Raw genomic sequence first — 20,656 nt, forward strand, 5'->3', positions numbered from 1 at the left:
CTTACCTTCGTGCCCCGCTTCCAGCGCAAGCTCTACCGCGACGACGCCGTCGTCCTGCGGGTGCAGAAGCTGGGCGAGTCCGACCGGATCATCACGATGCTCACCCGGCGGCACGGCCGGGTGCGCGCGGTCGCCAAGGGCGTGCGTCGAACGATGTCGCGTTTCGGTGGCCGGTTGGAGCCGTTCGGGCACATCGACGTGCAACTGGCCGAGGGGCGCACGCTGCACCAGGTCAACCAGGTGGAGGGCATCGACCTGCTGGGCCGGGCCTTCCTCGAGGACTACCCGCGCTACACCGCGGCGAGCGCGATCGCCGAGACGGCCGAGCGGCTGTCGCCGGAGGAGCACGAGCCGTCGCTGCGGCTGTTCCAGCTCACGCTGGGGGCGCTGCGGTCGCTGGGCGCCGGCGAGAAGCCGGCCGCGCTGGTGCTCGACGCGTACCTGCTGCGGGCGATGTCGTACGCGGGGTGGGCGCCGGCGCTGCGCGAGTGTGCCGTGTGCGGGTCGGCGGGGCCGCACCGTGCGTTCTCGGTGCCGGCAGGCGGTAGTGTCTGCCCCGACTGCCGGCCTCCCGGCGCCGCGAACCCCGCCCCCTCGACGCTCAACCTCATGTCCGCCCTGGCCGAGGGCGACTGGGTGAGCGCCGAAGCCAGCCTGGTCTCGGTGCAGCGGGAGGCGAGCGGCCTGGTGGCGGCGCATCTGCAATGGCACCTGGAACGCGCGCTACGCTCGCTGCCGCTGGTCGACCGATCTTTTTGAGGGCTTTGAGGGAGAGAGCGCAGTGAAGTACCGCGACCCGTCGCCGCACCCTTCTGGGGCGAAGCCGCCGGCCATTCCGGCTGAGGCGGTGCCGAAGCACGTCGCGGTGATCATGGACGGGAACGGGCGGTGGGCGAAGTCCCGCGGTCTGCCGCGCACCGCGGGTCACACCGCGGGGGAGCACGCCCTGTTCGAGATCGTCGAGGGTGCGCTCGAGCTCGGCGTCCAGTGGGTGTCGGCGTACGCGTTCTCCACGGAGAACTGGACCCGCTCGCCGGAGGAGGTCCGCTTCCTCATGGGCTTCAGCCGCGACACGATCCACCGCCGGCGCGACGAGCTGCACGAGCGCGGGGTGCGGGTCCGCTGGGCGGGCCGCCGCCCGAGGCTGTGGCGCAGCGTCATCTCCGAGCTGCAGGAGGCCGAGAACCTGACGCGCCGCAACGACCGGATGACGCTCACCATGTGCGTCAACTACGGCGGACGCGCCGAGCTGGCCGACGCCGCGTCCCGCCTGGCCGCTGACGCCGCGGCCGGCCGGCTGAACCCGAACCGCGTGTCCGAGGCCACACTCGCGAAGTACATGTACGTGCCGGAGATGCCCGACGTCGACCTGGTCCTCCGGTCGTCCGGCGAGCAGCGGTTGTCGAACTTCCTGATCTGGCAGGCCGCCTACGCCGAGTTCATCTCCCTGGACACCATGTGGCCCGACTTCGACCGCCGCCACCTCTGGTACGCCTGCGAACTCTTCGCCAAACGCGACCGCAGGTTCGGCGGCGCCCTCCCCAACCCGGTCGCCCCCGAAATCCACTAACTCCTGCGTGCCCCCACGCGTCCCGCGCCCGCGCCGCCGACGACCGGGCCCGCGCCGTCCCGCACCCCCGTTCCCACACCCTCCTGTGGCCCGCGCCCCGGCTCCCGCTCGTGCCCCGCGCTCCTGCCCCGCCCCGCGCTCCGCGCCCCCTCGCGCGCCGATCTTGCACTCCTGGCCCCCGTTATAGGCGGCATATCGGATTTATCGGCGGCCACAACTGCAAGATCGGCGCGAGAGGGGGGCGTGCGGGGCGGGCGGACGATCCGCGCGCCCACCCCGGCGCGATCTTGGACGTCTGTGCATGCCTGAGGGTGCACGATCGTCCAAGATCGCCGAAGCGGGGCGGCGGCGCAAGCGGCTAGAAGAGGGGGCGGAAGGTGCCCAGCCAGATGCTGACCGCGATCGCCGCTGCTCCCAGCCCCACGCTCGCCGCCACCAGGGCCACGTCCGGGGCCCCGAACGCCTGTGGCCGGGCGACCGTCCGCGGGGAGCCGGACGCGAAGCCCCGGGCGTCCATCGCCGCGGCCAGCCGTGTGCCGCGGCGGATGGCGCCCACCAGGAGGGCGAACGTCGTGCCCGCGAACAGGCGGACCCGCGCCACCGGGTTCCAGCCGGCGTCGATGCCCCGGGCACGGCGGGCCAGCGTCAGGGCCTCCCAGTCGGCGGCCAGCAGGGGGGCCAGCCGCCACGCGGCCAGCGCGCCGATCGCGAACCGGGCCGGGACGCGGGCCTGCTGCACCAGCGAGTCGGCCAGGTCGGTGGGGTCGGTCGACGCGAACGCCAGCACACCGGGCAGCGCCATCGCCAGCAGGCGCAGGGCCATGCCCAGCGCCGTGAGCAGGGCCTCGTCGCGGCGGGTGGTGAACAGGAGCGTCACCACGAACACGCCCACCGCCGCGAGCAGCAGCGGCGCCAGCCGCCGGGCCAGCACGGTGAAGCGCACCCCGGCCAGCGGCACGCACAGGAGCACCCCGGCGAGCGCCAGACCGGCGGTCACCGGGTCGGCGGCCACCACCAGCACGAACACCAGCCCGAACGCGCCGAGCAGCTTCGCCACGGGGTTGCGCCGGCCCAGGAACGACGTCGGCGACGCCATCGGTGCCAGCAGCCTCACAACCTGAACCGCCGATCGGCCACCGCCGTCACCAGGGCGTCGTCGTGGGTCACGAGCACGATGCCGCGACCGTCGTCGCGCAGGTCGGCGATCAGGTCGACCAGTTCGGCCCAGGTGCGCCGGTCCTGGCCGAACGTGGGCTCGTCGAGCACGAGCAGCGCCGGCGCCGCCGCCAGCGCCGTGGCCACCGACAGCCGCCGCGCCTCGCCGCCCGACAGCGTGAACGGGTTCGCCTCGGCCAGATGGGCCAGCCGCAGCCGCTCCAGCAACCCGACAGGAACCGGCAACCCCAACCGCCGCGGCCCCAACGCCACCTCGTCAGCCACGCGGGACGTCACGAACTGGTGCTCGGGGTTCTGGAACACCGACCCGATCCGCCCCGCCAGGTGCCGCGCCCGCCACTTCCACGGCGGCGTCGCCGCGTCGGCACCGGCGAGGCGCGCGGTCGCCGCGACGGTCCCGGCCGTCGGCGCCATCAGGCCGCCCAGCACCAGCGCCAACGACGTCTTGCCGGCTCCGTTCGGGCCGAGCACCGCGAGCGCCTCACCCTCCGCGATTTCAAGATCAAGATCCGAGAATACGGGCACAGTCGACCCCGGATAGCAGTGTGCAGCCGCTCGTAGTGCCAGAAGCGGCGCTCCGCGGGTCCCGCCGGTTCTTGCCGCGACGGGCGACGGACCCGGCACCCACACACCCTGCCCGGCCAGCGCGGACCCGTGGTCTTGAAAGATCTTCTCCGGCGGGCCGTCGGCGACGACGCCCGCCGGCGACAGCACCACGACGCGGTCGACCAGCGGCAGCGCCTCGGCGACGCGGTGCTCCACCAGGATCATCGTGGTGTCGAGGTGGGCCAGGAGCTTGCGGATGACGTCGGCGCCGGCCGGGTCGAGGTTCGCGGTTGGCTCGTCGAGCAGCAGCAGGCCCGGCCGCAGCGCCAGCACCCCGGCCAGCGCCAGCCGCTGCTGCTCGCCGCCGCTGAGGGCGTTCGTGTCGCGGTCGCGGTCGTAGGGGAAGCCGACCTCGGCGAGCGCCGCGTCGACGCGCGGCCAGATGTCGGCCCGCGGCACGCCGAGGTTCTCCAGGCCGAACGCGACGTCGTCGCCGGCCCGGGCCATCACCAGCGCGGTCTGCGGGTCCTGGAACAGCATCCCGGCCCGGGCCGCCTGCGGCGGTTCGCCGCCGACCAGGATGGTGCCGGCCTGCTCGCCGGAGTCCTCGGCGAGCAGGCCCGCGAGCGCGGAGAGCAGGGTGCTCTTGCCGGCGCCGGAGGCACCGAGCAGCAGCACCCGCTCGCCGCTGTCGATGCGCAGGTCGACGTCGCGGAGCGCCCAGGCCTTCCGCCCGGCGTGCCGCCACCCGAACCCGCGCAGGTCGACGTGGGTCACACCGCTGCTCTCTCCCGGCCGATCGGGAACCGGTCGAGCACGCCCGTGCCCGCCACCGCCGTGGCGAGGGCCCAGCCGCCCACGCCGGCGATGACCGCCGCGCTGAGTGCCGTGATCACCACGTACGGTACCTGGAAGGTCGCCAGGTTGTTGGTGGCGTAGTAGGCGAAGACGTCCCAGACGGCGGCGAACGCACCCGCCGCCAGGCCGGCCAGCGCCGCCACCGGCAGCGTGAACCGGTGGTACCGGAACGCGGCGAACACGAGTTCGGCACCGGCGCCCTGCACCGCGCCCTGCAGGATGACCAGGCCGCCCCACTGCGACCCGAGCACCGCCGACAGCGTCGAGGCGACCAGTTCGCAGTAGATGGCCGCACCCGGCTTACGGATGATCAACCCGCCGAGCACGGCCGGCATGAGCCAGACGCCGTACAGCACCGACTGCAGCGGGGGATAGAAGGCGAACGCGGTGCCGGTGGCGCTCCAGAGCAGGTTCCAGGCCCAGAACACGACCCCGAACGCGACGGCGATGACCGAGGCGACGACGATGTCGACGGTCCTCCAACGATTGTTGGTCATGATGCTGCCTCCCGATTCGGATGAACCAGGAGAAGACGCACGCCGCGCCCGGAATGTCCGGACGCGGCGCTGCGATCTGAGGTGACCGAACTCCCTGCGCTGGCATTACCCAGATCAGGTTCGAGGGTCTGCGACCTGCGTTCTCAGGCCGCACTCTCAGCGCTGTGCGCTCCCCTGTCGGATATGAAGTTGTCTCTGCACCGTATACCGACCGGACTGCCAGCACATCCGCTGTCCTATGGTGATGTCCGTGACGCAGACCGAGGAGCCCACCGACGCCACCAAGCAGGGCTGGCGGTTCGGGTCGGTCGAGGCGCTGGCCCTGCTGCTCATCGCCGTCGTGGTGTTCCAGGGGCCGATCAGCGACGTCCTGTCGCAGGCCGCCCTGGCGACCTGGGCCACGGTGTTCATCGCGATCGTCACCCAGGCGATGCCGTTCCTCGTGTTCGGGGTGGTGCTGTCGGCGGTGATCGCGGTGTTCGTCCCGGCGTCGTTCTTCGCCCGGGTGCTGCCGTCGAAGCCGGCCCTGGCCGTGCCGGTCGCCACCGGCGCGGGCGTGGTGCTGCCCGGCTGCGAGTGCGCGTCGGTGCCGGTGGCGGGCGCGATGATGCGCCGCGGCGTGACCCCCGCGGCGGCGCTCGCGTTCCTGCTGGCCGCGCCCGCGATCAACCCCATCGTGATGGTGGCGACCGCGGTCGCGTTCCCCGGCAACCCGGAGATGGTCGTCGCCCGGTTCGTGGCCAGCCTGATCGCCGCCTGCATCATGGGCTGGCTGTGGATCCGGCTCGGCCGCACCGAGTGGCTCAAACCACCGTCGCGGCCCTCGTTCGAAGGGCAGGGCAGGGCAGCGGCGTTCTGGGGGTCGGTGCGCCACGACATCATCCACGCCGGCGGGTTCCTGGTGCTCGGCGGCATGGCCGCGGCGACGCTGAAGGCCGTGGTGCCGGAGGAGTGGCTGAGCGCGGTGGCCGACAACCCCGTGCTCGCCGTGATCGCGCTGGCCCTGCTCGCGGTGCTGCTGTCGATCTGCTCCGAGGCCGACGCGTTCGTCGCGGCTTCGCTGAGCCAGTTCTCCCTCAGCGCCCGGCTGACGTTCCTCGTGGTGGGCCCGATGGTCGACCTGAAGCTGATCGCGATGCAGGCCGGCACGTTCGGCCGGAGCTTCGCGATGCGGTTCGCGCCGGCTACGTTCGCGGTGGCGGTGCTGGTGTCGGTCGCGGTAGGGGCGGTGATCCTGTGAATCGTCAGGCTCAGGCGGTCGTGCTGCTGCTCGTCGGCGGTGCGATCCTGCGGGCGTCGTTCACCGACCTGTACCTGCGGTACGTGAAGGAGGGGCTGCGGCCGTTCCTGATCGCGGCCGGGGTGCTCCTGGTGGCGGCGGCCGTCGCGACGCTCTGGTACGAACTGCGCCCCCGGAAGGCCGCCGCCGTGGCTGATCACGACGACGGCCACGGCCACTCGCACCGGGAGCCGGCCGTGGCCTGGCTGCTCGTGCTGCCCGTGTTCGCGTTGCTGCTGGTCGCGCCGCCGGCGCTGGGGTCCTACGCGGCGAACCGGGCCGGCACCGCGCTGCAGGAGACCTCCGACTTCCCACCGCTGCCGGCCGGCGACCCGGTCAAGGTCGGCCTGGTCGACTACGCCACCCGCGCGGTCTACGACGAGGGCAAGTCGCTCGACGGGCGCCGCGTGGTGCTCACCGGGTTCATCCTGATCGGCGACGACAAGGCCCCCTACCTGGCCCGCATGACGCTGAGCTGCTGCGCGGCCGACGCGCGCCCGGTGAAGGTCGGGCTCGACGGGTCGGTGCCGTCGGGGCTCGCGGCCGACACCTGGATCGAGATTGTCGGCCGGTACACCACGAAGTCGACGAAGGACGAGGTCAACGGCGGGGTGATCCCGTACATCGAGATCGAGGAACTCCGTCGCATTGACGCCCCCACCAACCAGTACGAGAGTTGATCACATGCGGGTCGACGCACGCGGGTTCACGTTCGACGTCACGGTGGAGGGGCCGGCCACCGCCACCGCGGTGGTGCTCCTGCTGCACGGCTTCCCCCAGAACAGCCGGATGTGGTCGGGCGTGGTGCCGGCGCTGCACGCCGCCGGGCTGCGCACCGTCGCGCCCGACCTGCGCGGGTACTCGCCGGGCGCGCGTCCCGACGACCCGGCCGCGTACACGGCCGCCGAGGGCGCGGCCGACGCGATCGCGATCCTCGACGGGCTGGGCGAGACCGCGCCGGTGCACCTCGTCGGGCACGACTGGGGCGCGATCATCGGCTGGCACGCCGTCGCCCACCACCCCGGGCGGTTCCGCACCTGGACCGCGGTGTCGGTGGCGCACCAGTCCGCCCTGAACTTCGCCCTGGACACCGACGCAGACCAGCGCAAGCGCTCCGAGTACGTCGGCTTCTTCCGGATCCCCGGCAGATCCGAGGACGCCCTCCTCGAGGACGACGGCCGGCGGCTGCGGGCGATCTTCGCCGACGCGGGCCTCGACGACGCCGGCATCGACCGCTACGTGGCCCCGCTGCTCGACCGGGCGGCCCTGACCGGCGCCCTGAACTGGTACCGCGGCCTGCGCCGCGACGCCCCCGAGCTGCCGCCGGTGACCGTACCCACCACCTACGTGTGGAGCGACGGCGACCTGGCCCTGGGCCGCACCGGCGCGGAGAAGTGCGGCGAGTTCGTCACCGGTGAGTACGAGTTCGTCGAGCTTCCCGGTGTATCGCACTGGATCCCCGACCAGGAGCCGAAGCGGCTGGCCGAGATCATCCTGGCGAGGGTGCTTTAATCGCGCGGTGAGAATCGACGTCAGTATTCCTGACACGGACGACGCCGAACCCGTCCAGTCGTTCTTCGGCTGGATCACCGCCGACACCGAGCTCGCCGGTTCGATCGACGTCACCCGATCCAGCTCCGCGCCGGGTCACATGGGTGCGCTCGACATCATCAACGTCACCCTCACGCACCTGGTCGCGATCTCCAACCTCGCGATGGTGTACGCCGCGTGGCGGCGGTCGCGGCCGGAGGTGCCCACGGTCGTCTTCCGGGTGGGCGCGGTCACCGTGACCGCCTCCGACGCGTCTCCGGAGACCCTCGACCGGCTCTGCGAGACGCTGCGGACGGCGCTCGACACCGACGATGCCTCCTGACCCGAGCCGTTCCTGGGCCGTGCTCGTCGGGGTGTCGGAGTTCGACGACGCCACCCTCGACGACCTGCCCACGGTGGCGGCCGGCGTCGATCGGCTCCGGGACCTGCTGGTGGACCCGTCGGTGTGGGGTCTGCCGCCGGACCGGTGCACGGTCGTCCTCAACCCCCGCTCCGGCGACGAGGTGCTCGACCCCGTCGCCGACGCGAGCGCCGCCGCCGCCGACGCCTTCCTCCTGTACTACGCCGGACACGGGATCCTCGACCCGCGGCCGTTCGAGCTGTACCTGGCCACGGGCGCCACGAAGCTGGCGCCGATCCGCCGGTCGGTGCGCTTCGACGACATCCGCCGCATGCTGGAGCCGAGGCGGACGCTGTCGAAGGTCGTGCTCCTCGACTGCTGCTACAGCGGCCTGGCGATCGCCGGCACCATGGGCGACGGCGTGAAGGTCTCCGACCAGCTCCTGGTCGACCGCAGCTACATCATGACCGCGACGAGCAGCACCCGGCTGGCGCTGGCGCCGCCCGACGAGCCGTTCCCGGCGTTCACCGGCGAGCTGGTCCGGGTGCTCGGCGACGGTATCGCCGGCGGACCCGACGACCTCACGATGGCGTCGATCTACGGCCAGGTGCTGAGCGGGCTCGCGGCCAAGCGCCGGCCGACCCCGCAGGCCTCGGCCGACAACGACGGCCACACGATCGTGCTGGCCCGCAACCGCGCCCTGCGGCCGCGTGCCGGCGCCGGCCCGAACGCGGGCGCCGGCTCCGCCGGACCCGACCTGCCGCCGGAACACCTCCACCTGCTGGACCTGACACCGGCCGGCACCGTCGGATACCTGGCGCAGTACACCGGAGCCGACCTCGACGCGCTCCTGACCGCGATCGGCCGGTCGCGCGAGCCGCAGGGGCTGGCCGCCGTGGTGCACGCCCTGCGGCGCGCCGGCTCCGACCGGTCCGCGGCCACGGTGGTGGCCGCGGCGGCCGGACGCCCCGCCGGAGACCTCCTCGCGATCGTCGACAACCTCGGCGTCCTCGGCATGGACGGCCTGGCCGGAGACCTGGTGCGGGCCGCCGGACGGTCGGACGACGCGCTGGTGTGCGCGATCGGCCCGCACCTGTCCGAGCCGCGGCGGGAGGTGCTGGTCGAGGCGGCCCTGCTGCGGCGCATCGCCGAGCCGGCCGCGGCGATCAGGCTGATCGGCATGCTGTGGGCGACGGAGTCACGCGCAGCCGTGGAGCGCGCGCTGCGGGCGGTCGCCGCGACGATGCCGCACGAGGACGTGGGGGTGTTCGCCGACGCGCTCAGCGACGCCGGGTACGACGAGGCCGCGTTCGAGCTGTACACGCTCGCCGGGGACGTGCTCGCCGCCCGCGGGGCACCGGCGTCGGTGCGGGTGGCCGTGTCGATGAACCTGGCCGGCCGGCACGAGTGGGCCCGGCGGCTGCTGGCGCGCGTCGCCGACCGGTGCGACGACGCCGCCGTCGCCTTCGAGGCCGTCGACGCCCTGTGGAGCGCCGGCCTTCCGGAGGCCGCCGGTGACCTCCTGGAGGCCATGGCGGCCCGGCTCGACGACGCGCAGGTGCGGAACCTGGCCCGCCGGCTGCGCGCCCACGGCCGCGGCGACGAGGCGCTCGACCTGCTGAAACGGGCGGCGTCGCGGCGGCCGGTGACGAGCACACAGGACTACTTCCGGTTCCTGTTCGACCTCGGCCTCCCCATGGACGCGCACAGCCTGCTGCGGCACGTCGGGGCGCTGCTCGACGGCGCCTCGCTCGCCGACGCCGCGGTGTACGTCGACGAGGTGGAGCCGCAGACGTCGTACCCGGCCGACCTGCTGCGGGCGGCGGCGGCCCGCGAGCCGGTGTGCGGCCGCGACCTGCTGGTGCGGCTCTGCGCGCGGCCGGACCCCGCCGCCCGGCGGCTGGTCGGGCGGGCGGAGCGGGAGCTCGTCGCGGCCGGCCCGGAGCACGGGCTGGCGGTCGCCGCGCTGCTGGTCAGCGCCGACCGGATCGCCGAGGCCCGGAGCCTGGTGACGGCCGTCGCCGCGCGGTTCGCGGAGCCGGAGGTCGTGCCGGCGTTCCTGCGGCGCGTCGACGGGCTGGTGGGCGCGGCCGCGCCGCCGGAGGTCGACCCCCTGCCGCCGCGGCCGCCCGCGTCCTGGTTCCCCGCCAGCTCGCCGGCGCGTCCGTCCGGCACGGCCGAGGTGCCGGCGGCGGCGCCGGCGGCGGAACCGGGGGAGGCGGCGCCGCCGCTCCGGATCCCGGTGCCGCCCGGGCCGGCCCTGCCGGAGGCCGGGCGGCAGGACCTCGCCACCGTGCTCCGTGGCCGCGCCGACGACGCGGCGGCGCTGCTCGCGCTGCTCGTCCCGATGCTGCCGGTGGAGCACGCCGGTGCCCTGCTCGGCGCGCTGCTGCGGCTCGTGCCCGCGGCAGCCGGGCCCCTCGTCGGGCGCCTGCTGGCCGACGCGACGCTGCGCGCGGCCGTCGGCCGGGCCGGGCTGTGGCCCGCGTTCCCCACCTACGCCGGTGCGCTGCTCGCGGCCCGGTCGGCGCCGTTCGAGGCCCGGCTCGCGCAGGTCCTCGAGCGGGACGACCGCGCCCTGCTCGGTGCGTTCGCCGTCGAGGTGGCGGCGAACGGCTCGGTGACGGAGATCCTCGACCTGCTCGGCCGCACCGGGATCGACGGGTACGTACTCGACGCGCTCGGGTGGGGCGTCGACGAGGCGCGGGCGGTCGTCGACCTGTGGGACCCGCGCCGTTTCCACGTGGCCGACCGGCTGCTGCGAGCGGGCCGGGAGCCCCGGCCGGTGGTGCCGTTCCCGCTCCGCCGGCCGACGCCGGTGGCCCTCGCGGTGTCGCGGCTGTTCCTGATGTGGTCGCAGACCGACTACCGGCCCTGGGTGCACCGCTGGACCCGGGCCTTCGGCGCCGTCCTCGGCCTCGACCCCGGCGACGAGATCCTGTTCATCGCGTCGGTCGACGGGCCGAAGGTCGTCCTGTTCACCACCACCGGCATGCGGTTCGGCCCGCTGTCGCGGCGGAAGATGACGGTGCTCACGTACGCCGGGGTCGCCGCGGCCCGGTTCGAGGCGTTCAACACCTTCACGGTCCGCGTCCTGCGCCGCGACGCGCCGGCGGCGTTCGTCAACTTCTTCCGTGACGACCCGCCCGGGCTCCTGTCGGGCCTGCTGCGACCGCCGCCACCGCCGGACGTGCCCGGGATCTGGTTCACCGCGGCCGAGTTCGCCGACCGGCTGACCGAGCTCGGGTCGTTCGTGCGCGGTGTGCTCGCGGTCGACCCGGACACCGCACCGGCGCGCCGCGACCTCCCGGTGCGGCCGCACGAGGCCCGGGACCTGCCGCCCGCGCCCCGGCACCGGGCCTGGCGGCCGGTGCCCCGGCCGAGGTCGCCGCTACCGCCCGAGGGCTGAGCCGCCGTTGACGTGGATGACCTGTCCGGTGATGTAGCCCGCGTCGGGCGCGGCCAGATAGGTGACCGCCGCCGCGATGTCGTCGGGTACGCCGCCGCGGCCGACGAGCGTCTGCCGGACGCGCGACTCGTGGAACTCCGGCGACATGCGCTCGCCGAAGAACTCCGTGTCGGCCACGTACCCGGGTGCCACGACGTTGACCGTGATGCCGTCCGGCCCGAGCCGGGTCGCCAACGCGTAGGCCCAGCCGTGCAGGGCGGCCTTGGCCGCGCCGTACACGCCGCCGCCCTTCACCGCCGCCACCGAGCTCATGAACACGATCCGGCCACCGGGCCGGGTGAGCTTCGGCATCAGGGCGGTGGTGAGCAGCGCCGCGGTGAGCACGTTGGCGTCGAGCTCCGCGCGCCACTGCGCGGCCTGATCCTCCAATGTGGACAGTGGACCGTCGTACACGGCGCCGCCGGCGTTGTTCACGACGACGTCGACGCTGTCGAGTGTCGCCGCGACCCGCTCGACGTCGGCCGGCACCGACAGGTCCGCCGCTACCGCCGTCACGGTGTCGAACTCCGCCGCCACCTTCGCCAGCACGTCGGCGCGCCGGCCCACGATCGTCACGTCCTCACCCGCCCGCGCGAACGCCACGGCGATCGCGCGACCGATTCCCGTGCCCCCGCCGGACACCACGATCCTCCGAGTCATGGACGGAAGGCTATCCGGTCGGCCAGCTCCGACGCGTCGTGCGACGCCGAGTCGAGCACGGTGCGCTCGTCGGTCCACGGCTCGTAGGCGCGGGCCGCGACCCGGGCCCAGTCGGGCTTCCAGGGATCGGACGCGTGCCGCGCCTCGACCCGCGCCCGGTGCAGCGCCGGATCGGAGCACACCACCTCGACGAACCGCAGCGTCGCGCCGCTGCGCAGGGCGAGCTCCCGCCACTGCTGCCGCGCCACCTCGACGGCGTTCACCGCGTCGACCACCACGGTGCGCCCGCGCCGCAGGTGCTCCTCGGCCAGCGCCTCCACCACCACGTACGCCGTCACACCCGGCCGGCTCTCCGTGACACCCATCGACTGCATCGAACGGTCGACGGTGTCGACGGCCAGCACCGGCGCGCCGATCCGGTCGCCGTACACCTCGGCCACCGTGCTCTTCCCGGAACCGGGCAGCCCGGCGAACACGATCAGCGCGGTCACAGCGCCCGCCGCCAGATCTGCTCGGCCCGCACCGGCCCGCCCCAGGCCGGCGGCTCGCCCTCGTGGTCGAGCGTGAAGCCGACCCGCTCGTAGATGCGCCGCGCCGCGTGCAGGATCGCGTTGGTCCACAACACGATCTCGCGGTAGCCGGCCTCCTTCGCGAACCGCAGGCACTCGTCGACGAGCGTCGTGCCGACGCCGTGACCCCGGGCCGCGGGCTCCACGAGGAGCATGCGCAGCTGCGCGACGTCGTCGCTCCTGCGCATGCAGAAGATGCTGCCGACGGGCCCGCCGCCCAGTTCGGCGATCCAGCCGGCCTGGCGGGGGTCGGGCGCCGACGCGGTCGCGTACTCGGCGCAGAGGCCGGCCACCACCCCCTCGAACCGCACGTCCCAGCCGTACTCGGCGGCGTACAGCTGACCGTGCCGCTGCACGACCCAGCCGAGGTCGCCCGGACGCAGCGGCCGCAGCGTCACGGGCCCGGTGTCATGGGACGAGAGCACCGTGCGCACCGTCGACAGCGCCGACACCAGCGACCGGCGTTCCGGTTCGCTCGTGTGGGCGAGCAGGCCGGCGACGTGGGCGCTGGAGCGGGCGTCGAGGTCCCGTTGCACCTCGCGGCCGGCGTCGGTGAGGCGCAGCACCTGCTTCCGTCCGTCCACGATGGATCTTTCCCGGACGACGAGCCCGGCGGCCTCGAGCTTGGCGACGATGCGCGACAGGTAGCCGGGGTCGAGGGACAGCCGGGTGCGCAGGTCGAGCGTGTCGGCGGAGTCGGCCTGGCCGAGCTCGTACAGCACCCGCGCCTCGGTGAGCGAGTACGGCTCGGCGAGCTGGTAGCTGCCCAGGAGGCCGATCACCCCGGTATAGAAGCGGCTGAATTCGCGGACGGCGAGGACGGCGTCGGTCATCCGCACAGCGTCCCAGGTTCTTTGACTTTGTCAAACGTCTCGGGGTTTCGACCTACTTAACTCGCGGGTAACGTGGGGCTCACGAGTGCGAGCAGGAGGCCGACCATGACGAGTACGGACAGCCGGCACGTTTCCGAGAAGCAGGCGCGCGAGGTCGCCGAAGCGGCCCGCGAAACCGAGTGGCGCAAGCCGAGCTTCGGTAAGGAACTGTTCCTCGGCCGGTTCCGGCTCGACCTGATCGATCCCCGTCCCGAGCCCGACCCCGCGAAGGTCGCGCGCGCCGAGGTGTTCCTCGGCAAGCTGCGCGAGTTCATGGCCGGCGTCGACGGCATGGCGATCGAGCGCGACGCGAAGATCCCCGACGACGTGCTGCGCGGCCTGGCCGACCTCGGCGCGTTCGGCATGAAGATCGACGAGCAGTACGGCGGCCTCGGCCTGTCGAACCTGCACTACTGCCAGGCGCTCGCGCTCGCCGGCTCGGTGAGCCCCGCGATCGGCGCGCTGCTGTCGGCCCACCAGTCGATCGGCGTGCCGCAGCCGGTGAAGATCTTCGGCACCGAGCAGCAGAAGAAGTCGCTGCTGCCGCGGCTGGCCGCCGGCGAGGTCTCCGCGTTCCTGCTCACCGAGCCCGACGTCGGCTCCGACCCCGCCCGCCTCGGCTGCACCGCCACCCCCACCGAAGACGGCGACTACCTGCTCAACGGCGTGAAGCTGTGGGCCACCAACGGCACGCTCGCCACGCTGCTCGTCGTGATGGCGAAGGTGCCGAAGTCCGAAGGCCGCCGCGGGGGAATCACGGCTTTCGTCGTCGAAGGCGACGCCGAGGGCATCACGGTCGAGCGGCGAAATGCGTTCATGGGACTGCGTGGGCTCGAGAACAGCGTCACCCGCTTCCACAACGTGCGGGTGCCGAAGGAGAACGTCATCGGCGGCGAGGGCCGGGGCCTCAAGATCGCCCTGACCACGTTGAACACCGGCCGCCTCTCGCTGCCCGCGATGTGCGTCGGCGCCGGCAAGTACGCCCTGGCCGCCGCCCGCGACTGGGCCGCCGAGCGGGTGCAGTGGGGCCGGCCGGTCGCCGGTCACGAGGCCGTCGCGAAGAAGATCTCGTTCATCGCCGCGTCGACCTACGGCATGCAGGCGATGCTCGAACTCTGCTGCCTGCTGGCCGACGACGACCGCAACGACATCCGCATCGAGGCCGCGCTGGTCAAGCTGTTCGCCAGCGAGATCGCATGGGACGTCGCCGACGAGCTGATCCAGGTGCGCGGCGGCCGCGGGTACGAGACAGCCGAGTCGCTGAAGGCCCGCGGCGAGAAGCCGGTCGCGGCCGAGCAGATGCTGCGTGACCTGCGCATCAACCGCATCTTCGAGGGCTCGACGGAGATCATGCACCTGCTGATCGCCCGCGAGGCCGTCGACGCGCACCTCTCCGTGGCCGGCGACATCATCGACCCCGAGGCCGACCTGTCGCGCAAGGCGAAGGCGGCCGCGAAGGCCGGCGGGTTCTACGCGAAGTGGCTGCCGAAGCTGGCGGTCGGCAAGGGGCAGCTGCCGACGACGTTCGGGCCCGAGTACGGTCCGCTGGCCGGGCACCTGCGCTACGTCGAGCGGGCCGCCCGCAAGCTGGCCCGCGAGACGTTCTACGGCATGAGCCGCTGGCAGGGGAAGATGGAGTTCCGGCAGGCGTTCCTCGGCCGCATCGTCGACATCGGTGCCGAGCTGTTCGCGATCAGCGCGGCGTGCGTCAAGGCCCGGGCCGAGCGCGACGAGCACCCGGAGGGTTTCGAGCTGGCCGACCTGTTCAGCCGCCAGGCCCGCCACCGCGCCGAGGCGCTGTTCGCGGAGCTGTGGTCGAACACCGACGCCATCGACGTCAAGGCCGCCAAGCGCGTGGTCGACGGCCGGTACGCCTTCCTGGAGGAGGGCATCGTGCCGCCCCCGACGGAGGGCGACCTGGTCCAGCGCTGGGAGAACGGCCCCTCCCAGACCGAGGACGTCCGCCGCCGCCTCTAGGGCGCCCGCCCGGTCTCGCGCGTCGATCTTGCAGTTGTGGCCGCACCTATGTCGGGCCATGTCGCGCTTTTGCGGGGGCCACGACTGCAAGATCGGCGGGGGGTACTTATCGGCGGGGGTTACTTGAGGCCGGAGCCGCCCAGCTCGAGCTTGGCCAGGCGGGCTACCGCGTCTGCGTCGCCCCTTCGCCAGGCGGCGGCGATGTCGGGGTCGAGGGCCACCAGCTTTGTCAGGGGTTGGGTGGCCAGGGCGCGTAGGGCCAGGAGGTCCTTGCCGGCGGCGGTGCCGCGCATCTTCGCGGCGGCGCTCGCGCGCTCGATCCAGCGCAGACGCCGGGGCAGCCAGAACAGCAGCACCACGCTCAGAGACAGCACCAGCAGGCCGACCGACATCCCCAGCGCCACGTTGTGCACGACCTCCTGCTGCTGCCGGCCGGCCTCGGCGACCCCGGCGGCGGCGTCGCCGGCGCTGGTGAACGGGCCGGCCAGGTCGTCGCCGGCGATCGGGACGCGCTTGACCTTGCCGCCCGCGTCGCGGAGTTGCTGGGCGAGGCTGTCACCGGCGTCCTCGAGCTTCTCGCCCGGAACGGCCAGCTTCTCGATCGAGTCGTAGACGCCCTTCGACAGCCGTACCCAGAGGTAGACCCAGAGCACGGCCAGGATGTCGGTGATCAACTGTCGGAGTGCGGTGCCCGGCTTCTCGGCATAGAGCTTCACACCGGAGACGGTGTCACGAAGCGGGCGCCGCCGCAGCACACCTCGGGCAGGTACCGAAGATCTCCAGCGTATGGCTGACGTCGATGTAACCCTGCTCGGCGGCGACCTTGTCGGCCCACGTCTCCACGGCCGGGCCGAGCACCTCGACCGTGCTGCCGCACGACCGGCACACCAGGTGGTGATGGTGCCCGCGGCTGCACCGGCGGTACAGGTGCTCGCCGCCGGGCGGGCGCATCACGTCAACCTCGCCCTCGTCGGCCATCGTCTGCAGGGTGCGGTAGACGGTCGTCAGCCCGACCCGCTCGCCCCGTTCGCGGAGCATCGCGTGCAGGTCCTGGGCGCTGTGGAAGCCCTCGACGTCGTCGAGGATCAGACCCACCGCGCCCCGTTGGCGGGTGTTCCGCTTGACCGGCTGAGTCACGAACCAACCCTAGCCGGGTGGGATGAGCCCTCCGTCGCGTGGCTGACGGCGTCGGCCACGATGCGGGCGATGTGGTCGTCGGTGAGGGAGTAGGCGATCTCGCGTCCGCGGCGGGCGCCGTGCACGACGTTGGCGCCGCGCAGTACCCGCAGGTGCTGGGAGATCAGGGGCTGCGGCGCGCCCAGGGCGTCGACCAGTTCGTGGACGCACCGCGGGCCGGCCGCGAGCTCCGTGACGATCCCGATACGCAGCGGCGCCGCGAGCGCCTTGAGCAGCTCGCCGGCGGCGATGTACCCGGTATCGGTATCCATTGTCGACAACGGTACCGCGTCTCAGGGGTTCAGCACGCACTCCGGATCGTCGGCCGGATCGGGGGTGGCCATGAGCCGGCTGAGCCGCGAACGCACCGCCGCGCCGATGGTCACCAGCACGAACCCGCCGATCGCCACGAGCACGATCGTCGCGCCCGGTGCGCTGTCGACCTTCCACGCGGTCCACAGGCCGCCGGCGCTCGCCGCCACGCCGAGCGCCATCGCGCCGACCATCGTGACCGTGAAGCCGCGGCTCACCCGCTGCGCCGTCGCCACCGGGATCACCATCAGCGCGCTCACCAGCAGCAGGCCCACCGTGCGCATCGCGGCGGTGACCGTGACCGCCGCCGCCACGGCCAGCGTCAGGTTCAGCAGGCGCACCGGCACCCCGCTCACGCGGGCGTGCTCCTCGTCCTGGCACACGGCGAACAGCCACGGCTTGAGCAGCAGGGTCACGGCGAGCACGACGGCCGCCAGCACCCCGGTCACATAAAGATCGTTCTTGGACGCCGTGAGCGGTGACCCGAACAGGTAGGAGATCAGGCTCGACCCGCTCGACCCGCTGGACACGCTCACCAGCATGACCCCGCCGGAGATGCCGCCGTAGAACAGGATCGCCAGGGCCACGTCGCCCGACGTGCGGCCCCGCTCGCGCACCAGCTCGACGGCGACGGCGCCGAGCGCCGCGACGATCACGGCCATGAGCACCGGCTGCTGGTTGAGCAGCAGCCCGACGCCGACGCCGGTGAGCGCGACGTGCCCGAGGCCGTCGCCGATCAGCGACAGCCGCCGCTGCACCAGGTAGATGCCGATCGCCGGCGCGATGAGGCCCGTCATCGTCACCCCGATGAGGGCCCGGACCATGAAGTCGTACTCGAACATCAGGCGCTTCCCCCGAACAGCGACGGGGTCTCCTCGGGGGCGTGCGGGTGCACGTGGTCGTGGTCGGGATCGGCGTGGTGGCCGGCCGGCTCCGGCACCGGTCCATCGTGGACGATGCGACCGAGGTGCACGACCACCGCGCGGTTCACCAGCGGCGCCAACGGTCCCAGCTCGTGGGCCACCAGCAGCACCGTTCCTCCATTGTGGACGAAGTCGCCCAGCGCGCCCGCGAACGCCTGCTGGCTGGACGCGTCGACGCCGGCGGTGGGCTCGTCGAGCACCAGCAGATCGGGCTCGCCGGCCAGCGCGCGGGCGATGAGCACCCGCTGCTGCTGCCCACCCGACAGCGTGTCGGCCCGGTCGTTGGCGCGGTCGGCCAGGCCCACCGCGTCCAGTGCCGTCGAGACCGCGGCGCGATCGGCCGCACGGGTGAACGGCGCCCAGCCACGACGGGCCAGGCGACCCGACGCGACCACCTCGCGCACGGTGGCCGGAACGCCGCTGCCGGCACCGAGCCGCTGCGGCACGTAGCCGACGCGCTTCCAGTCGCGGAACTTCTTCAACGGGACCCCGAACAGCGCGGCCTCGCCCCGGGCGAGCGGAACGAGGCCGAGGGCCGCACGGATCAGCGTCGACTTGCCCGAGCCGTTGGCGCCGAGCACGGCGACCGCCTCGCCCTTCTCCACGGCCACCGAGGCGCCGAGCAGCACGAGGCGGTCGCCGTAGGCGACCACCCCGTCCGTGATGCTGAGGATTACCGGCAACTCAGTGCCGCGCGCAGCTTGCCGAGGTTCTGACGCATGACGGAAAGATAGTCCGTGCCGGGTGCGGCGTCGGAGGCCAGGCCCTCGATCGGGTCGAGCACCTCGGCCTTGGCGCCGACCTCCTTCGCGAGCGTCTCGGCGACCTTCGGGCTCACGAGCGTCTCGAAGAAGATCGTCGTGACGCCCTTCTCCTTCGCGAGCGCGGCGACCTCGGCCACCTGCTGCGGGTTCGGCTCCGCCTCCGGCGAGACCCCGCTGATCGGAACCTGGTTCAGGTTGTACTTCGCCGCGAGATACCCGAACGCGGCGTGGCTGGTGACGATGTCGCGCCGGTCGCACGTCTTCAGCCCGGTCTCGAACTCCGTGTCGAGTGTGGCGAGCTCCTTGCGGAGGGCGGTGGCGCGGTCCTCGTAGGCGTCGGCGTTGTCCTTGTCGACGCTGCCGAGACGCTCGGCGACCTTGTCGGCGATCGCGGCGAGGCGGGTGGGGTCGAGCCAGACGTGCGGGTCCTTACCCTCGTTGGCGTGCTCCTCCTTCTCGCCCTCTTCGTGAGCTTCTTCCGGCGCGTCGCTCAACGGCTGGACAGTGGCGACGTCGAACGCCCTGTCTTTCGCCTCGGCCTCGACGGCCTCGTCGACCGCCGGCTGGAACCCGGCCAGATAGAGGGACAGGTCGGCGTCGGCGATGCCGGCCAGCTGCTTCGGCTGGAGCTCCAGGTCGTGCGGCTCGACGCCGGGCTGGGCGAGGTTGGTGACCTTCACGGCGTCGCCGCCGACGCGCTCGGCCACGAACTGCAACGGGTAGAAGGCGGCGACGACGTCGACCTTGCCGCTGGCGGCCGCGCCGTCATCGGACGAGCAGGCGGCCGTACCCAGCGTGGCGACGGCGATACCGGTGGCAAGCAGGAGGGGGAGCGGTCTCACGCCACCCACTGTGCTCGCTAATGACAATCATTGTCAAAGGCGCATGGGTCCGCGTGGTCGCGGTGCCGCGACGGCGTGATCACAGGATGCGCTGCAGTGCCGTGATCACCAGCAGGGCCAGGATGACGAGCCGGGCGCCCCGCCCGACGAGCGTGAGCCGGTGCCAGGTGCCCATCAGCAGTGCCGCCGCCACCGCGGCCACCAGGAGCAGCAGCACGCCGCCGACCACACCGGGGATGAACAGCGCCGCGAGGACGATGACCGTTCCCACGAGGAACACCACCGTGGGGTTCAGGTTCTTCACGCCGCTACCATCCTCTTTCCGCTGCCGGTGATGGTTCAGCCTAGGGGTGATCGAGGGTGCTGGTGGTCAACCGCTTCGTCGTAGGAGACGAACGGACGTTCCGATCCCGGGCCGAGGCCGCGCTCGCCGCGCTCGCCGGCCGGCCAGGCTACCTGTCGGGCGCGTTCGGCCGGTCCGTCGACGAGCCGGACCACTGGTGCCTGGTGACCCGCTGGGAGTCGGTCGGGGCGTACCGGCGGGCGCTGTCGGCGTTCGAGGTCAAGGTCGAGGCGACGCCGTTGCTGGCCGAGTCGCTCGACGAGCCGTCGGCGTTCGAGGTGCTCATGGAGGCCGAACCCGGCGGAAACGTGACGACGGCTCGCAGTGACCGCGCCAGCGGACAGCCACCCGCATTACCATCTCAGCCATGAGCTACAACCCGGCTGGTGGTGTCGGAGTGGACCCGGGACCCTCGGTTCCGCCTCCGCCGCCGGGTCCGGGCGCCGCGCCGCCGTTCGCGTCGCCGCCCACCGAGCGTGACAAGCGCCGCACCTGGGTCGCGATCGGTGTCGCCGCGGCCGTGCTCGTGCTGTGCTGCGTCGGCGGCGTCGGCGGCATCGGCGTGGTGATCTGGGGCGGGGTCGAGCAGTCCAAGGACCAGGCCGCGGCCGTGGTGGGGGAGTTCCTCGACCGGATCGACCAGAGCGAGTCCGCGGAGGCGCGGCGGCTCGTCTGCGAGGACCTGCCGCCACGGGTCAGCGCCAACGAGCTGGTGAACCGCACCGCCTCGATCGAGTTCCGTAGCTACGAGGTCGGCGAGCCCACGATCACCAACACGATCGACGTGCCGGTGACGCTCACGACCGGCAGCTCCACCCTGCGCCAGCTCTACCTGGTGGGCGCCGAGGGAACGAGCGCCTGCATCCTCGATATCCTCGCTGGGTAATGTGGATGCCCGTGCGGTGCGCGTAACCGTACGCTTCAGGCGCGCGTTGAGATCTAGACCGACTTCG

The 20,656-nt window shown here is 72.9% G+C and carries 23 protein-coding genes and 1 riboswitch; of the genes, 10 read left to right on the forward strand and 13 right to left on the reverse strand.

Annotation, left to right across the window (positions count from 1 at the left end; all coding sequences use genetic code 11):
- Nucleotides 1-9: 9 nt before the first annotated feature.
- Both recO and Voc01_RS13295 read left to right on the forward strand, forming a co-directional pair.
- A complete protein-coding gene (gene recO / locus Voc01_RS13290; RefSeq protein WP_203927682.1) occupies nucleotides 10-759 on the forward strand; it encodes a DNA repair protein RecO in 750 nt (249 codons plus the stop codon).
- A gap of 22 nt (nucleotides 760-781) precedes the next feature.
- Nucleotides 782-1,570: an isoprenyl transferase gene (locus Voc01_RS13295; protein WP_203927683.1), complete on the forward strand. Its 789-nt coding sequence runs from the start codon at nucleotides 782-784 to the stop codon at nucleotides 1,568-1,570.
- 358 nt (nucleotides 1,571-1,928) lie between these two features.
- On the opposite strand, the gene Voc01_RS13300 is transcribed toward Voc01_RS13295, so the two are convergent.
- From Voc01_RS13300 to Voc01_RS13310, 3 genes are read right to left on the reverse strand one after another with little or no spacing between them, the layout of a single operon-like run.
- Nucleotides 1,929-2,684, reverse strand: coding sequence for an energy-coupling factor transporter transmembrane component T family protein (locus Voc01_RS13300; protein WP_203927684.1), 756 nt, complete (start codon nucleotides 2,682-2,684; stop codon nucleotides 1,929-1,931).
- A complete protein-coding gene (locus tag Voc01_RS13305; RefSeq protein WP_203927685.1) occupies nucleotides 2,681-4,069 on the reverse strand; it encodes an ABC transporter ATP-binding protein in 1,389 nt (462 codons plus the stop codon). Before Voc01_RS13305 ends, Voc01_RS13300 begins: the two co-directional genes overlap by 4 nt.
- Entirely contained in the window at nucleotides 4,066-4,647 is a 582-nt protein-coding gene (locus tag Voc01_RS13310; RefSeq protein WP_203927686.1) for an ECF transporter S component, read from the reverse strand. The genes Voc01_RS13305 and Voc01_RS13310 overlap by 4 nt, the downstream gene beginning before the upstream one ends.
- 73 nt (nucleotides 4,648-4,720) lie before the next feature.
- A riboswitch (TPP riboswitch) is annotated at nucleotides 4,721-4,833 on the reverse strand.
- A gap of 58 nt (nucleotides 4,834-4,891) precedes the next feature.
- Between Voc01_RS13310 and Voc01_RS13315 the strand changes: the two genes are divergently transcribed.
- Genes Voc01_RS13315 through Voc01_RS13335 form a run of 5 tightly spaced genes read left to right on the forward strand, consistent with a single transcriptional unit; the run spans nucleotide 4,892 to nucleotide 11,226 of the window.
- Complete coding sequence (locus Voc01_RS13315) at nucleotides 4,892-5,887, forward strand: permease (protein ID WP_203927687.1); 996 nt, start codon at nucleotides 4,892-4,894, stop codon at nucleotides 5,885-5,887.
- A complete protein-coding gene (locus tag Voc01_RS13320) occupies nucleotides 5,884-6,606 on the forward strand; it encodes a TIGR03943 family putative permease subunit (RefSeq protein ID WP_203927688.1) in 723 nt (240 codons plus the stop codon). The genes Voc01_RS13315 and Voc01_RS13320 overlap by 4 nt, the downstream gene beginning before the upstream one ends.
- 4 nt (nucleotides 6,607-6,610) lie before the next feature.
- Complete coding sequence (locus Voc01_RS13325) at nucleotides 6,611-7,438, forward strand: alpha/beta fold hydrolase (RefSeq protein ID WP_203927689.1); 828 nt, start codon at nucleotides 6,611-6,613, stop codon at nucleotides 7,436-7,438.
- 7 nt (nucleotides 7,439-7,445) lie between these two features.
- The gene (locus Voc01_RS13330; protein ID WP_203927690.1) at nucleotides 7,446-7,799 is read left to right on the forward strand and encodes an effector-associated constant component EACC1; all 354 of its coding nucleotides are present in this window, start codon (nucleotides 7,446-7,448) and stop codon (nucleotides 7,797-7,799) included.
- On the forward strand, nucleotides 7,789-11,226 hold the full coding sequence (locus Voc01_RS13335) for a caspase, EACC1-associated type (protein ID WP_203927691.1): 3,438 nt from the start codon (nucleotides 7,789-7,791) through the stop codon (nucleotides 11,224-11,226). Before Voc01_RS13330 ends, Voc01_RS13335 begins: the two co-directional genes overlap by 11 nt.
- Here the strand turns inward: Voc01_RS13335 and Voc01_RS13340 are convergent.
- From Voc01_RS13340 to Voc01_RS13350, 3 genes are read right to left on the reverse strand one after another with little or no spacing between them, the layout of a single operon-like run.
- A complete protein-coding gene (locus tag Voc01_RS13340; protein WP_203927692.1) occupies nucleotides 11,209-11,925 on the reverse strand; it encodes an SDR family NAD(P)-dependent oxidoreductase in 717 nt (238 codons plus the stop codon). The genes Voc01_RS13335 and Voc01_RS13340 overlap by 18 nt on opposite strands.
- Nucleotides 11,922-12,416 (reverse strand): P-loop nucleotide/nucleoside kinase family protein, encoded by a 495-nt coding sequence (locus tag Voc01_RS13345; RefSeq protein WP_239160159.1) that lies wholly within the window; start codon nucleotides 12,414-12,416, stop codon nucleotides 11,922-11,924. The genes Voc01_RS13340 and Voc01_RS13345 overlap by 4 nt, the downstream gene beginning before the upstream one ends.
- Nucleotides 12,413-13,327, reverse strand: a complete 915-nt coding sequence (locus Voc01_RS13350) for a bifunctional helix-turn-helix transcriptional regulator/GNAT family N-acetyltransferase (protein WP_203927693.1) — start codon at nucleotides 13,325-13,327, stop codon at nucleotides 12,413-12,415. The genes Voc01_RS13345 and Voc01_RS13350 overlap by 4 nt, the downstream gene beginning before the upstream one ends.
- 105 nt (nucleotides 13,328-13,432) lie before the next feature.
- Between Voc01_RS13350 and Voc01_RS13355 the strand changes: the two genes are divergently transcribed.
- Nucleotides 13,433-15,343, forward strand: a complete 1,911-nt coding sequence (locus Voc01_RS13355) for an acyl-CoA dehydrogenase family protein (RefSeq protein ID WP_203927694.1) — start codon at nucleotides 13,433-13,435, stop codon at nucleotides 15,341-15,343.
- Between the two features lie 119 nt (nucleotides 15,344-15,462).
- Here Voc01_RS13355 and Voc01_RS13360 read toward each other — a convergent pair whose 3' ends face one another.
- The 7 genes from Voc01_RS13360 to Voc01_RS13390 form a co-directional block, all read right to left on the reverse strand.
- Complete coding sequence (locus Voc01_RS13360; protein ID WP_203927695.1) at nucleotides 15,463-16,059, reverse strand: hypothetical protein; 597 nt, start codon at nucleotides 16,057-16,059, stop codon at nucleotides 15,463-15,465.
- A gap of 13 nt (nucleotides 16,060-16,072) precedes the next feature.
- Complete coding sequence (locus tag Voc01_RS13365) at nucleotides 16,073-16,480, reverse strand: Fur family transcriptional regulator (RefSeq protein WP_203927696.1); 408 nt, start codon at nucleotides 16,478-16,480, stop codon at nucleotides 16,073-16,075.
- Nucleotides 16,477-16,791, reverse strand: a complete 315-nt coding sequence (locus Voc01_RS13370; protein WP_203927697.1) for an ArsR/SmtB family transcription factor — start codon at nucleotides 16,789-16,791, stop codon at nucleotides 16,477-16,479. Before Voc01_RS13370 ends, Voc01_RS13365 begins: the two co-directional genes overlap by 4 nt.
- 21 nt (nucleotides 16,792-16,812) lie before the next feature.
- On the reverse strand, nucleotides 16,813-17,673 hold the full coding sequence (locus Voc01_RS13375) for a metal ABC transporter permease (protein ID WP_203927698.1): 861 nt from the start codon (nucleotides 17,671-17,673) through the stop codon (nucleotides 16,813-16,815).
- Complete coding sequence (locus Voc01_RS13380; RefSeq protein ID WP_203927699.1) at nucleotides 17,673-18,437, reverse strand: metal ABC transporter ATP-binding protein; 765 nt, start codon at nucleotides 18,435-18,437, stop codon at nucleotides 17,673-17,675. The genes Voc01_RS13375 and Voc01_RS13380 overlap by 1 nt, the downstream gene beginning before the upstream one ends.
- Nucleotides 18,428-19,369, reverse strand: a complete 942-nt coding sequence (locus Voc01_RS13385; RefSeq protein WP_373873811.1) for a metal ABC transporter substrate-binding protein — start codon at nucleotides 19,367-19,369, stop codon at nucleotides 18,428-18,430. Before Voc01_RS13385 ends, Voc01_RS13380 begins: the two co-directional genes overlap by 10 nt.
- A 70-nt stretch (nucleotides 19,370-19,439) precedes the next feature.
- On the reverse strand, nucleotides 19,440-19,664 hold the full coding sequence (locus tag Voc01_RS13390) for a DUF6703 family protein (RefSeq protein ID WP_203927701.1): 225 nt from the start codon (nucleotides 19,662-19,664) through the stop codon (nucleotides 19,440-19,442).
- Between the two features lie 56 nt (nucleotides 19,665-19,720).
- Between Voc01_RS13390 and Voc01_RS13395 the strand changes: the two genes are divergently transcribed.
- Together Voc01_RS13395 and Voc01_RS13400 are read left to right on the forward strand one after the other, a co-directional pair.
- Nucleotides 19,721-20,074, forward strand: a complete 354-nt coding sequence (locus Voc01_RS13395; RefSeq protein WP_203927702.1) for an antibiotic biosynthesis monooxygenase family protein — start codon at nucleotides 19,721-19,723, stop codon at nucleotides 20,072-20,074.
- Nucleotides 20,071-20,589: a hypothetical protein gene (locus Voc01_RS13400; RefSeq protein ID WP_203927703.1), complete on the forward strand. Its 519-nt coding sequence runs from the start codon at nucleotides 20,071-20,073 to the stop codon at nucleotides 20,587-20,589. The genes Voc01_RS13395 and Voc01_RS13400 overlap by 4 nt, the downstream gene beginning before the upstream one ends.
- The last annotated feature ends 67 nt before the right edge of the window (nucleotides 20,590-20,656 follow it).

Origin of the sequence: Virgisporangium ochraceum (assembly GCF_016863655.1) — a bacterium.
Taxonomy (GTDB): domain Bacteria; phylum Actinomycetota; class Actinomycetes; order Mycobacteriales; family Micromonosporaceae; genus Virgisporangium; species Virgisporangium ochraceum.

Bases quoted from the DNA above. Each gene is read 5' to 3' on its own strand.
- Voc01_RS13375 (WP_203927698.1), bottom strand. From the start codon at position 17,673: ATGTTCGAGTACGACTTCATGGTCCGGGCCCTCATCGGGGTGACGATG.
- Voc01_RS13325 (WP_203927689.1), top strand. From the start codon at position 6,611: ATGCGGGTCGACGCACGCGGGTTCACGTTCGACGTCACGGTGGAGGGG.
- Voc01_RS13400 (WP_203927703.1), top strand. From the start codon at position 20,071: ATGAGCTACAACCCGGCTGGTGGTGTCGGAGTGGACCCGGGACCCTCG.
- Voc01_RS13370 (WP_203927697.1), bottom strand. From the start codon at position 16,791: ATGGATACCGATACCGGGTACATCGCCGCCGGCGAGCTGCTCAAGGCG.
- Voc01_RS13315 (WP_203927687.1), top strand. From the start codon at position 4,892: ATGTCCGTGACGCAGACCGAGGAGCCCACCGACGCCACCAAGCAGGGC.
- Voc01_RS13340 (WP_203927692.1), bottom strand. From the start codon at position 11,925: ATGACTCGGAGGATCGTGGTGTCCGGCGGGGGCACGGGAATCGGTCGC.
- Voc01_RS13355 (WP_203927694.1), top strand. From the start codon at position 13,433: ATGACGAGTACGGACAGCCGGCACGTTTCCGAGAAGCAGGCGCGCGAG.
- Voc01_RS13350 (WP_203927693.1), bottom strand. From the start codon at position 13,327: ATGACCGACGCCGTCCTCGCCGTCCGCGAATTCAGCCGCTTCTATACC.
- Voc01_RS13335 (WP_203927691.1), top strand. From the start codon at position 7,789: ATGCCTCCTGACCCGAGCCGTTCCTGGGCCGTGCTCGTCGGGGTGTCG.
- Voc01_RS13310 (WP_203927686.1), bottom strand. From the start codon at position 4,647: ATGACCAACAATCGTTGGAGGACCGTCGACATCGTCGTCGCCTCGGTC.